The organism is Acidovorax sp. SUPP950, assembly GCF_030158935.1.
GTDB lineage: Bacteria > Pseudomonadota > Gammaproteobacteria > Burkholderiales > Burkholderiaceae_C > Paracidovorax.
This window is the reverse complement of the sequence record NZ_BQXE01000002.1, coordinates 885568-897893: the sequence shown is the minus strand read 5'-3', so window position 1 is coordinate 897893 and position 12326 is coordinate 885568. Positions and strand designations below refer to the sequence as shown.

10 protein-coding genes are annotated in these 12326 nt (G+C 69.5%); 6 read left to right on the top strand and 4 right to left on the bottom strand.

The window, feature by feature from the left end; translation table 11 throughout:
- Positions 1–37 precede the first annotated feature (37 nt).
- The 4 genes from AVME950_RS13265 to AVME950_RS13250 form a co-directional block, all read right to left on the bottom strand.
- Positions 38–1909: a methyl-accepting chemotaxis protein gene (locus tag AVME950_RS13265; RefSeq protein WP_284430150.1), complete on the bottom strand. Its 1872-nt coding sequence runs from the start codon at positions 1907–1909 to the stop codon at positions 38–40.
- A 165-nt stretch (positions 1910–2074) separates the two neighbouring features.
- Positions 2075–4426 (bottom strand): DNA topoisomerase IV subunit A, encoded by a 2352-nt coding sequence (parC, locus tag AVME950_RS13260; protein ID WP_272568080.1) that lies wholly within the window; start codon positions 4424–4426, stop codon positions 2075–2077.
- 15 nt (positions 4427–4441) lie between these two features.
- Positions 4442–5224, bottom strand: coding sequence for a lytic transglycosylase domain-containing protein (locus AVME950_RS13255; protein ID WP_284430149.1), 783 nt, complete (start codon positions 5222–5224; stop codon positions 4442–4444).
- Positions 5225–5293: 69 nt separating this feature from the next.
- Positions 5294–7276: a DNA topoisomerase IV subunit B gene (locus AVME950_RS13250; protein ID WP_272568075.1), complete on the bottom strand. Its 1983-nt coding sequence runs from the start codon at positions 7274–7276 to the stop codon at positions 5294–5296.
- 137 nt (positions 7277–7413) lie between these two features.
- On the opposite strand from AVME950_RS13250, the gene AVME950_RS13245 reads away from it, so the two are divergent.
- The 6 genes from AVME950_RS13245 to AVME950_RS13220 all read left to right on the top strand — a co-directional run bounded on the left by AVME950_RS13245 (position 7414) and on the right by AVME950_RS13220 (position 12326).
- The gene (locus AVME950_RS13245) at positions 7414–8634 is read left to right on the top strand and encodes an MFS transporter (RefSeq protein WP_284430148.1); all 1221 of its coding nucleotides are present in this window, start codon (positions 7414–7416) and stop codon (positions 8632–8634) included.
- Between the two features lie 13 nt (positions 8635–8647).
- Positions 8648–8824: a hypothetical protein gene (locus AVME950_RS13240; RefSeq protein WP_284430147.1), complete on the top strand. Its 177-nt coding sequence runs from the start codon at positions 8648–8650 to the stop codon at positions 8822–8824.
- Positions 8825–8890: 66 nt separating this feature from the next.
- Positions 8891–9448 carry a class I SAM-dependent methyltransferase gene (locus AVME950_RS13235; RefSeq protein WP_502869399.1) on the top strand — a complete coding sequence of 186 codons (558 nt, stop codon included), beginning with the start codon at positions 8891–8893 and terminating at the stop codon, positions 9446–9448.
- Positions 9449–9483: 35 nt separating this feature from the next.
- A complete protein-coding gene (gene dapA, locus AVME950_RS13230) occupies positions 9484–10377 on the top strand; it encodes a 4-hydroxy-tetrahydrodipicolinate synthase (protein ID WP_272568071.1) in 894 nt (297 codons plus the stop codon).
- A 62-nt stretch (positions 10378–10439) separates the two neighbouring features.
- Entirely contained in the window at positions 10440–11528 is a 1089-nt protein-coding gene (gene bamC, locus AVME950_RS13225; protein WP_284430146.1) for an NlpB/DapX family lipoprotein, read from the top strand.
- Positions 11529–11546: 18 nt separating this feature from the next.
- A complete protein-coding gene (locus AVME950_RS13220; protein ID WP_284430145.1) occupies positions 11547–12326 on the top strand; it encodes an MBL fold metallo-hydrolase in 780 nt (259 codons plus the stop codon).

Here is a 12326-nt window from a genome sequence, read left to right as displayed (position 1 = left end):
ATCGGGGGCGTCGCAGCCGGTGCGTGTCAATGATTCCCTAGAACGACGTCCAGTCATCGTCCCCACCGCCCGCCGTCGCGCGTGCTGCGGCTGCGGGCTTCGGGGCAGGCGTGCTGCCCTTCGGTGGGGGCGGACTGGCAGGCGCGGGGCGGCCGCCTGCGGCCGCTGCGCTGGCCGATGATGCGCCTGCCGCCTGGAGCGCCGGCGCAGGCGTTGGCCTGGCCCCCTGGGCCGGAACCTGGGCCGGCGCCTTTGACGGTACGGCAGCGGCACGCGGTGAGGGGTTCGGTGCCGGACGCGGCGCAAGGCGCGCTGCAGGCGCGGCCACCGGGGCCGACGCCGCCGCGGCACCCGGCGCAAAACCCACCCCGTGATCCACCCGGAACACTGAAACGGTGCGGGTCAACTGGTCCGCCTGCTCGCGCAGGCTCTGGGCCGCAGCAGCGCTCTGCTCCACCAGCGCCGCGTTCTGCTGCGTCATCTGGTCCAGGTGGCCGACGGCCTGGTTCACCTGCGAGATGCCGGCGCTCTGCTGCGACGTCGCGGCCGTGACCTCGCCGATCATGTCGGCCACGCGCTGCACGGACTGCACGATGTCCGCCATCGTGGCGCCCGCGTCCTGCACCAGGCGCGAGCCCGCATGCACCCGCTCCACCGAGGCGCCGATCAGGCCCTTGATCTCGCGCGCGGCCTCGGCGCTGCGCCCGGCCAGCAGGCGCACCTCGCCCGCCACCACCGCGAAGCCCCGGCCCTGCTCGCCGGCCCGCGCGGCCTCGACCGCGGCGTTGAGCGCCAGGATGTTGGTCTGGAAGGCAATGCCATCGATCACACCGATGATGTCCTCGATCCTGCGGCTGCTTTGCTGGATCTCCTCCATGGTGGCCACCACCTGCGCCACCACCTCGCCGCCGCGCCGCGCCACGCCCGAGGCGCCCTCGGCCAGGCCGCTGGCCTCGCGCGCGCTGCCGGCGCTTTGCTGCAGGGTGCTGGAGAACTGCTCCATGGTCGCGGCGGTCTGCTGCAGGTTGCTGGAGGTCTGCTCGGTGCGTGCCGACAGATCCTGGTTGCCCGCGGCGATCTCCGCGCTGGCGATGGCGATGCTGTCGGTGCTGCGGCGCACCTGCTGCACCACGCGACCCAGCGAATCGCCCATGGTCTGCAGCGAGCGCAGCAGGTCGCCCAGCTCGTCGCCCCGCACCGAGGCCTGGGTGCCACTCAGGTCACCGCCCGCGATGCGCGCGGCCAGCGCGTTGGCCTCGGCCAGCGGCTGCTGGATGCTGCGGATCAAAAAATAAGCCCCCGCCACCATGCCCGCCACCAGCAGCGCCACGGCCAGGGCGCCCATGCGCACGGTCACGAGCCGCTCCGCGGCCACGGCCTGCTGCCCGGCCTGGGCATTGCGCTGCTGCAGCTGCACGAAGTCGCGCAGCGTCTGCAGATAGGCGGACACGGCCGGGTTGTAGCTTTGCTTGACCAGTGCGGTGGCTTCGGCCTGCTGCCCCCCAGCCTTCAGCTGGCGGGCCCGCGTGCGCAGGTCGATCGTCGTCTTGCGCGCGGTGGCGATGGTGGCCATCTGCGCCTTGTCGGCTTCTGACAGCGGCAGGGCCTCCAGCGATTTCTGCACCTCGGTGATCTGCGCGGACGTGGCCGCGATCAGGTCCTTGAACTCCGCCTCCACGGCCGGATCGCTGCTCACGATGACGGCCTGCGTGCGCGCGGCATTGGTCTCGGTGAGCCCGGCCCAGCGCAGGGCCGCTTCCACCCGCATGGCCATGTCGGCCGTGACCTGCGCGGAGCGGGCCTGCGTGGCGGCCGAGCGGTAGGCCGAAGTGCCGACCACGGCGGCCAGCGCGATCACGATCGCGGCGACAGCCCCCCAGAGCTTGTGGGAAATGCGCAGATTCTTCATGGCCGATCTCCGTTGGCTCCAACAACCCAGGAAAGAGGTCTCCATGGTGCGCATGGTTGGATGGCCTTGTGCAGGGCACAAACCCTTGGGCGCGGACCCGCGCGCCTGCGCAGCCCCAGCGCCCGTCGCCGCGGGCCGCTGGGCGGCTGCGCGGCGACCGGGGGGTTATTCGACCCGGAACACCGCCGACGGCTTGAAGCCCAGATCGGCGGCCTTGCCCTTGCGCCCGCGCGGCGAGCGGGCGTTGTTCAGCGAACGGATCTCCAGCGTCTCCTCGCGCTCCTTGCCGCCGCGCCCCAGGCCTTCCAGGCGGATGCTGCGCGTGTACGCCACTGCGCCCGCCAGTGTGTCCTTCGGCTCCAGGTCGATCAGCATCAGGCCCCGGCCGCCGTTGGCCATGGTCTTGAGCTCGCCGATCTCGAAGGTCAGGATGCGTCCGCCCGCCGATGCGCAGGCCACGTGCGTGGCCGGCGCCAGCAGTTGCGCGCCACTGGTGCCCCAGGCGTGGGACGGGCGGCATACGGTCTCGCCCTCGCCCAGCGAGAGGAAGGCCTTGCCGCCCCGCTGGCGCGCCGTCATGTTCTCGACCGAGGCGAGGAAGCCGTAGCCGCCCGAGCCCGCCAGCAGCAGCGTGGCGACCGCCGGCCCGGCGAAATAATGCAGCAGCTGCGTGCCCGACTCCAGCTCGATGAGCGTGGTGACCGGCTGGCCATCGCCGCGCGCGCCGGGCAGCAGCGACACCGCCACCGAGTACACCCGGCCGTTGCTGCCGAAGGCCAGCAGCGTGTCGACCGTGCGGCATTCGAAGGTGGCATACAGGCCGTCGCCCGCCTTGAAGGCGAAGCTGCCCGGCTCGTGCCCATGGCCGCTGCGCGCGCGCACCCAGCCCTTTTGCGAGACGACCACGGTCACGGGCTCGTCCACCACGCGCACCTCCGCGATGGCCTTCTTCTCGGCCTGGATGAGCGTGCGGCGCGCATCGGCGAAGGTCTTGGCGTCGGCCTCGATCTCCCGGATCATCAGGCGCCGCAGCGAACCGGGGTTGCCCAGGATGTCCTCCAGCTTGCCCTGCTCGGCGCGCAGCTCCTTCAGCTCCTGCTCGATCTTGATGGCCTCCAGCCGCGCCAGCTGGCGCAGGCGGATTTCCAGGATGTCCTCGGCCTGCCGGTCCGACAGCGCGAAGCGCGCGATCAGCGCCGCCTTGGGCTCGTCGCTGGCGCGGATGATGGCGATCACCTCGTCGATGTTGAGCAGCACGATCTGCCGCCCTTCGAGGATGTGGATGCGGTCCAGCACCTTGCCCAGGCGGTGCTGCGAGCGCCGCACGATGGTGCCCTGGCGAAAGGCGATCCATTCCTCCAGCATCTTGCGCAGCGACTTCTGCACTGGCTTGCCATCCAGCCCCACCATGGTCAGGTTGATGGGCGAGGAGGTCTCCAGGCTGGTGTGCGCCAGCAGCGTGGTGATCAGTTCCTGCTGCGGCACCTTGCCGGTCTTGGGCTCGAACACCAGGCGCACCGGCGCGTCCTTGCTGGACTCGTCGCGCACGGCATCGAGCACAGCCAGCACGCTGCCCTTGAGCTGCACCTGGTCCTGCGACAGGGCCTTCTTGCCGGCCTTGACCTTGGGGTTGGTGATTTCCTCGATCTCCTCCAGCACCTTCTGCGTGCTGACGCCGGGCGGCAGCTCGGTCACGATGAGCTGCCACTGGCCGCGCGCGAGGTCTTCGATCTTCCAGCGCGCGCGCACCTTGAGGCTGCCGCGCCCCGTGCGGTAGGCGTCGGCGATGTCGCCCGCCGTGCTGATGATCTGGCCGCCGCCGGGGTAGTCCGGCCCGGGCACGATGGCCATCAGCTCCGCCTCGGACAGCTGCGGCGCCTTGATGAGCGCCACGCAGGCATCGGCGATCTCGCGCAGGTTGTGGCTGGGGATTTCGGTCGCCAAGCCCACCGCGATGCCGCTGGCGCCGTTGAGCAGCGCGAACGGCAGGCGCGCGGGCAGCTGGCGCGGCTCCTGCGTGCTGCCGTCGTAGTTGGGCATGAAATCAACCGTGCCCTCGTCGATCTCGTCGAGCAGCAGGCTGGTGATGCGCGACAGCCGCGCCTCGGTGTAGCGCATGGCCGCGGCGCCATCGCCGTCGCGGCTGCCGAAGTTGCCCTGGCCATCGATCAGCGGGTAGCGCTGGTTGAAGTCCTGCGCCAGGCGCACCAGCGCGTCGTAGGCCGACTGGTCGCCGTGGGGGTGGAAACGGCCCAGCACGTCGCCCACCACGCGGGCGCTCTTGACCGGCTTGGCCGCCACGTTGCGGGTTGGGCCCGAATACCCCAGGCCCATGCGGTCCATGGAATAGAGGATGCGGCGCTGCACGGGCTTGAGGCCGTCGCACACGTCGGGCAGCGCGCGGCCTTTGACCACGGACAGGGCGTACTCCAGGTAGGCGCGCTGGGCGTAGCCGGCCAGGCCCAGGCTGTCGTCCGATTCGGGCGGGGAAAGATCGAGAGGGGTTTGGTCGCTCATTCGGGAAATCGAAGGTCAAGGGGCGCGCGGGGCGCCGACGGTGCGGGCCGGCTGGCCGGCCGCAGCGCTTTGGGAAGGGGTGTCATCGGAACCGGCGCCCAGTTCCATGCGCACGCGGCCCGGCGTGGCCCGGTGGGCCAGCAGCGGTGCCGGGGGCTTGAGCTGGGCATACAGGCCCAGCACGCTTTTCACGTAGTTCTGCGTTTCGCGGTAGGCCGGGATGCGGTTGCCGGCGCGCTGCACGGCGCCCTCGCCCGCGTTGTAGGCGGCCAGCGCCAGGTCGGTGCGGCCGTCGAAGAGGTCCAGCAGGTGCCGCAGGTAGCGCGTGCCGGCCGACACGTTGATCGCCGGTTCGGTGAGCTTTTGCTCCACCGAGCGGCGCGCCTCGCCCGCCACGCCGAAGCGGGACGCCGTGGCCGGCATGAGCTGCATCAGTCCCACCGCGCCCTTGGGCGATACGGCGCGCGCGTCGAAGCCCGATTCGGTGGCGATCAATGCCTGCAGCAGTTCATAGTCCACGCCGTTCTGGCTGGCCGATGCGCGCAGGTGGTGCTTGACGCGCTTGTAGTCGGGGGAGATGTCGAAGAAGGCCAGCAGCCGGGCACCGGACGGCGTGGCCGCGGTGGCGCCCGCGGATGCCGCCGCCGGGCCGTCGCGGGTGGAGTCGAAATCGTTGCCGCGAAAGAACAGCCCGTAGCGCCCGTCCACCTGCTCGGCCGCGAAGTGGGTCACGCCGCGCTCGTCCACATAGGCCCACAGGTCGGCGCGCGCCGTTTGCTGCAAAAACAATAGCAGCATGCCGGCGCAAACCATGCGCCAGAGACCTGAAAGGTCTGAACGTCCGAACCGGTCGCGCCAGGCCATGGCTCAGATGTCCACTTCCACGGCGTCGCCGTGCAGTTCCATCAGTTCGCGGCGCGCGGCGGCCTCGCCCTTGCCCATCAGCTTGGTGATGAGGCCCTCGGTGGCGGCGAAGTCCATGTCGCCCAGCTGCACGGGCAGCAGGCGGCGCGTGTCGGGGTTGAGCGTGGTTTCCCACAGCTGCTCGGCGTTCATCTCGCCCAGGCCCTTGAAGCGGCTGATCTGGCACTTCTCGCGCGCCACGCCGTCCTTGGCGCATTTGTCGAGAATGGCCACCAGTTCGCCCTCGTCCAGCGCATACATCTTGGAGGCCGGCTTCTTGCCGCGCGCCGGCACGTCCACGCGAAACAGCGGCGGGCGCGCCACGTAGATGTGGCCGGTCTCGATGAGCTTCGGAAAATGGCGGAAAAACAGGGTGAGCAACAGCACCTGGATGTGCGAGCCGTCCACGTCGGCATCGGACAGGATGCAGACCTTGCCGTAGCGCAGGCCCGAGAGGTCGGGCGAATCGTTGGGTCCATGCGGGTCCACGCCGATGGCCACGGAAATGTCGTGGATCTCGGTGTTCCCGAAAAGCCGGTCGCGGTCCACCTCCCAGGTGTTGAGCACCTTGCCGCGCAGCGGCAGGATGGCCTGGCTTTCCTTGTCGCGGCCCATCTTGGCGCTGCCGCCGGCCGAGTCGCCCTCAACCAGGAAGACTTCGTTGTGGGCCAGGTCGCGGCTCTCGCAATCGGTGAGCTTGCCCGGCAGCACGGCCACGCCGGAGCCCTTGCGCTTTTCGACCTTCTGGCCGGCCTTCTGGCGCGTCTGCGCGGCCTTGATGGCCAGCTCGGCCAGCTTCTTGCCATAGTCGACGTGCTGGTTCAGCCACAACTCGAGCGCCGGGCGCACGAAGCCGCTCACCAGCCGCACCGCGTCGCGGGAATTCAGCCGCTCCTTGATCTGGCCCTGGAACTGCGGGTCCAGCACCTTGGCCGACAGCACGTAGCTGGCGCGGGCGAAGACGTCCTCGGGCAGCAGCTTGACGCCCTTGGGCAGCAGCGAATGCAGTTCGATGAAGCTTTTGACGGCATTGAACAGGCCGTCGCGCAGGCCGCTTTCGTGCGTGCCGCCCGCGCTGGTGGGGATCAGGTTGACGTAGCTCTCGCGCACCGGGTGGCCGTCTTCGGTGAAGGCCACGCACCAGGCGGCGCCCTCGCCTTCGGCGAAGCTCTCGTGGTGCCGGTCGGCGAAGCCTTCGCCTTCGAACAGCGGGATCACCGGATCGGCGTTCAGCGTCTGGCCGAGGTAGTCGCGCAGGCCACCCTTGTACTGCCAGGTCTGCGTCTCGCGCGTCTTCTCGTTCACGAGGGAGACCGACACGCCGGGCATCAGCACCGCCTTGCTGCGCAGCAGGTGCGTGAGCTCGCCCATGGGCAGCGCGGTCGCCTCGAAGTACTTGCCGTCGGGCCACACGCGCACCGTGGTGCCCTGCTTGCGCTCACCGGCGGCCAGCGGTCGGGCCACCAGCGGCTCGGTCACGTCGCCGCCTTCGAACACCAGGCGGGCCACCTTGCCCTCACGGTGGGTGCTGGCCTCCAGACGCAGGGCCAGCGCATTGGTCACCGAGACGCCCACGCCGTGCAGGCCGCCCGAGAAGCTGTAGGCGCCGCCCGAGCCCTTGTCGAACTTGCCGCCCGCGTGCAGGCGGGTGAACACGAGTTCGATCACCGGGGCCTTTTCTTCGGGGTGCAGGCCGAACGGGATGCCGCGGCCGTCGTCTTCCACGCTGACCGAGCCGTCGGCGTGCAGCGTGACCTTGATCTTCTTGCCATGGCCGGCGAGCGCCTCGTCGGCCGCGTTGTCCAGCACTTCCTGGATGATGTGCAGCGGGTTGTCGGTGCGGGTGTACATGCCCGGACGCTGCTTGACGGGTTCCAGTCCCTTGAGGACGCGGATCGAGCCTTCGGAGTATTCGCTTGGCGGGGTGGAGGAGGGTTTGGCTGCCATGGGGGCGGATTGTAGTGCCGCAGGGCCGGATGGGCTGGATATAAACCCAGCCCTCTTTTCACCCGCCGCCGATGCCCGCGGTGGAATGGGTCGCGAAGGCGTGCACGCGAATGCGCCGCTTTGGCTACATTTGCCGGATGCCTCAAGACCCCCAGAAATTGTCCATGGCCCAGGTATTGGCGTGTGGCGCCGCCATCGTCACGCTGTCCATGGGCATCCGCCACGGCTTCGGGCTGTGGCTGCAGCCCATCACCCAGGACATGGGCTGGACCCGCCAGTCGTTCGCGCTGGCCATCGCGGTGCAGAACCTCGCCTGGGGCTGCTTCGGCATCTTCGCGGGCATGGCGGCCGACCGGTTCGGCGCCTTCCGCGTGCTGATCGGCGGGGCCGTGCTGTATGGACTGGGCCTGGTCGGCATGGCCCTGTCGCCCACGCCGGCGCTCTTCGCCCTGACCGCGGGCGTGCTGATCGGCGCGGCGCAGGCGGGCACCACCTATGCGGTCATCTACGGCGTGCTGGGCCGGCAGATCGCGCCGGAGAGGCGCTCCTGGGCCATGGGCGTGGCGGCGGCGGCCGGCTCGTTCGGGCAGTTCCTGATGGTGCCGGTGGAGGGCCAGCTCATCGTGCGCCTGGGCTGGCAAGAGGCGCTGCTGGTGCTCTCGGCCATGGTGCTGCTGATCGTGCCGCTGGCCTTCGGCCTGCGCGAGCCGGGCTTTCGAAGCCGCACCGCCACCCCGCGCTCGCAGACGGTGGGCCAGGCCATGGGCGAGGCGCTGCGCTACCCGAGCTTCCTGATGCTGACGGCGGGCTACTTCGTCTGCGGCTTCCAGGTGGTGTTCATCGGCGTGCACATGCCCAGCTACCTCAAGGACCACGGCATGTCGCCGCAGGTGGCCAGCTACGCGCTGGCGCTGATCGGTCTGTTCAACGTGTTCGGCACGTACATCGCCGGCACGCTGGGCCAGCGCAATCCCAAGCGCTACATCCTCGCCTTCATCTACTTCGCCCGGGCCGTGGCGATCAGCGTGTTCCTGCTGGTGCCGCTGTCGCCGCTGTCGGTGTACGTGTTCTCGGCGGTGATGGGCGTGCTGTGGCTGTCCACCATCCCGCCCACCAACGCCACGGTGGCGCAGATCTTCGGCGTGCAGCACCTGTCCATGCTGGGCGGGTTCGTGTTCTTCAGCCACCAGATCGGCAGCTTCCTGGGCGTCTGGCTGGGGGGCTACCTGTACGACACCACCGGCAGCTACGACCTGGTCTGGTACCTGGCCATCGGCCTGGGCGTGCTGGCCGGACTGGTGAACCTGCCGGTCAAGGAAAGCCCGATCCACCGGGCGCCGCAACCGGCCTCCGCCTGAAAAGCGCCGGAACATGCCGCCCACCCCGCACCCCTCGCCGGGCCCTGCCCGCACCGCGCGCCCAGCTCGCGCCCACCGGGCGTGGGCCTGGGGCGCCGCCGGCGCGGTGCTGCTGGCCGCCGTGTTCCTCCTGTATGCGGAGCCGGACTTCGTGGTGATGATGGCCGACCAGCTGTGGGCCTGCTTCTGACGATGGCGCCAAATCGCCTTCATGCCGGCGATTTCATTGCCTTGAATGCTATTATTTTCATAGCAAATGCCAGCCATTCACAGCCTTGAGCCGCCTTCGGAATGGGTCCGGCGCTGGGCCCATCTCCTGCCGCCCGGCGCCAGCGTGCTGGACGTGGCCTGCGGCAGCGGCCGGCACCTGCGCTGGCTCCACGGGCGCGGGCATCCCGTGACCGGCGTGGACCGCGACCCCGACGTGCTGGCCCCGCTGCGGGGGCTGGGCGAAATCCTCTGCGCGGACATCGAAGCCGGGCCCTGGCCGTTGGCGGGCCGCACCTTCGGCGCCGTGGTCGTCACCCGGTACCTGTGGCGGCCGCTCCTGCCCACGCTGGTGGCCAGCGTCGCGCCCGGCGGCGTGCTGCTGTACGAAACCTTCGCCGCGGGCAACGAAACCGTCGGCCGCCCGGCCCGGCCGGACTTTCTCTTGCGGCCCGGGGAACTGCTGCAGGCCTGCGCGGGTCTGTGCACGGTGGCCTATGAAGATGGCTTCCTCGATGCACCGGAGCGATTCGTCCAGCGCATCGCCGCGGTCCGGCTGCAAGAGGGGGCCGCACCGGCACGCCACCGGCTCGCACCGCCGCTCTAGTTAGAATGCTCCTTTACCCGTTTTCCACCGCGGACATGACCCCTCCCAGCTCTCTCACCGGCAGCATCGTCGCCCTCGTCACCCCCATGCACGAGGACGGCAGCGTGGACTACCCCACCCTGCGCCAACTGATCGACTGGCACGTCGCCGAAGGCACCGACTGCATCGGCGTGGTGGGCACCACCGGCGAGTCGCCCACGGTGAACGTCGAAGAACACTGCGAAATCATCCGCGTGGCCGTCGAGCAGGCCGCCAAGCGCGTGCCCATCATGGCCGGCTGCGGCGCCAACTCCACGGCCGAGGCCATCGAGCTGGCCCGCTTCGCCAAGAAGGTCGGCGCCGACTCGCAACTGCAGGTCGTGCCCTACTACAACAAGCCCACGCAAGAGGGCCAGTACCAGCACTTCAAGGCCATCGCCGAAGCGGTGGGCGACCTGCCCATCGTGCTGTACAACGTGCCCGGCCGCTCCGTGGCCGATATGCTGCACGACACCGTGCTGCGCCTGGCGCAGGTGCCCGGCATCATCGGCATCAAGGAAGCCACCGGCAACATCGAACGCGCGCAGTGGCTGATCCGCGACGTGCCCAAGGGCTTCGCCGTGTATTCCGGCGACGATCCGACGGCCGTGGCGCTCATGCTGTGCGGCGGCCAGGGCAACATCAGCGTGACCGCCAACGTGGCGCCACGCCTCATGCACGAACTGTGCGTGGCCGCGCTGGCCGGCGATGTGCGCCGCGCCATGGAAATCCAGTTCCAGCTCATGCCCACCCACAAGCAGCTGTTCGTCGAAGCCAACCCGATTCCGGTGAAGTGGGCGATGCACCGCCTGGGCCGGTGCGGCGGCGCGATGCGCCTGCCCATGACCCCGCTGAGCCAAGGCAACGAAGCCGTGGTGGAAGCCGCCCTTCGCGCCAGCGGCCTGCTGTAAATCCATCAAAGCCTGCCGCCTTGCCTGCCCCGCTCTCCCCAGACACCAAAGAGGATTTCCGCGTGAACGCTATCAACCGCCTGGGCCTGCTGGGCCTTGCCATGGCCCTGTCCGCCTGCTCCGTCCTGGAGAGCGACAAGATCGACTACAAAAGCGCCACCAAGGGCGCGACGCTCGAAGTGCCGCCGGACCTGAACCAGATCTCGCGCGACTCGCGCTACGCCGTGCCGGGTGGCGTGGTGTCGGCGGCCGCCTTCGAGGCCGGCCAGTCGCAAAAGCCCGTGGGCGCCGTGAACGCGGCCACGCGCAACATCGGCGACGTGCGCATCGAACGCGACGGCAACCAGCGCTGGCTGGTCGTGAGCCGCCCCGCTGACGTCCTGTGGGACCCGGTGCGCGACTTCTGGACCGAGAACGGCTTCGTGCTGGTGCAGGACCAGGCCAACCTCGGCATCATGGAAACCGACTGGGCCGAGAACCGCGCCAAGCTGCCGCAGGACATCATCCGCTCCACCATCGGCAAGATGTTCGACTCGGTCTACTCCACCGGCGAGCGCGACAAGTTCCGCACCCGCCTGGAGCGCGGCCCCAATGGCAGCACCGAAATCTTCATCAGCCACCGCGGCATGGTCGAGGTCTACACCTCCGCCCAGAAGGAAAGCACCGTGTGGCAGCCCCGCCCGGTCGATCCGGAACTGGAAACCGAATTCCTGCGCCGACTGATGGTCAAGTTGGGGGTAAGCCAGGAACAGTCCCGCGCCATCGCCGCCGCGCCCGCACAGCAAGTGCCCACGGCCCGCATGGCGCGCCAGGGCAATGTGCCCGTCGTGGAACTGGACGAGAACTTCGACCGTGCATGGCGCCGCGTGGGCCTGGCGCTCGACCGCACCGGCTTCACCGTGGAAGACCGCGACCGTGCCCAGGGCATCTATTTCGTGCGCTACGTCGAGCCCACCGAGAAGAAGGACCCCGGCTTCTTCGGCAAGCTGCTGGGCCGCTCGTCGGATGCCGCGGCACCGGTCAAGTACCGCGTCGTGGTGCGCAGCGCCGAGAACAAGAGCACGGTGTCCGTCCTGAACGCCGCCGGTGCGCCCGAGACGTCGGCCAACGCCGAGCGCATCGTGCGCGTGCTGACGGACGACCTGAAGTAATTCAGGGCCCGGGACTGCGTGCTGCGTTTCAAGAACCTGGGCAGCGGCAGTTCGGGCAACGCCACGGTGGTGGAGGGGCGCTGCGGCACGCAGGTGCGGCGGTTGCTCATCGACTGCGGGCTGGGGCCGCGGCAACTGGCATCGCGCCTGGCCGCTGCCGGGCTGTCGATCGACGACCTCGACGCCCTGTTCATCACCCACGAGCATTCGGACCACGTGGGCTGCATGGAGAAACTGGCGCTCAGGCACCGCATTCCGGTCTGGATGAGCCATGGCACCTACGCGGCCATCGGCGCGCCCGAACTGGACGGGCTGCTGAACATCGCACAGGATGGCCTGCCCATCGATCTGGGCGCGTTCGAGGCCCTGCCCTTCACCGTGCCGCACGACGCCCGCGAGCCGCTCCAGCTGCGCTGCAGCGATGGCGCGACGCACATCGGCCTGCTGACCGACCTGGGCCATGCCACCGACCATGTGCTGGCCCACCTCAAAGGCTGCCATGCGCTGCTGCTGGAATCCAACCACGACCCCGATCTGCTCGCCGTCTCCAGCTACCCGGCGTTCCTGAAGCGCCGTATCAGCGGCCTCTACGGCCACTTGGCCAACACCGTGGCCGCCGACATCCTGCGGGTCATGCAGCACACGGGGCTGAGCCGCGTGGTGGCGGCCCACCTCAGCGCGCAGAACAACCGCCCCGAACTGGCCCAGGCCGCGCTGGCCTCGGCCTTGGGGTGGGAAACCTCGCGCGTGGACGTGGCCAGCCCGGTCACCGGCTCCGGCTGGATCGCCTGCGGCTGA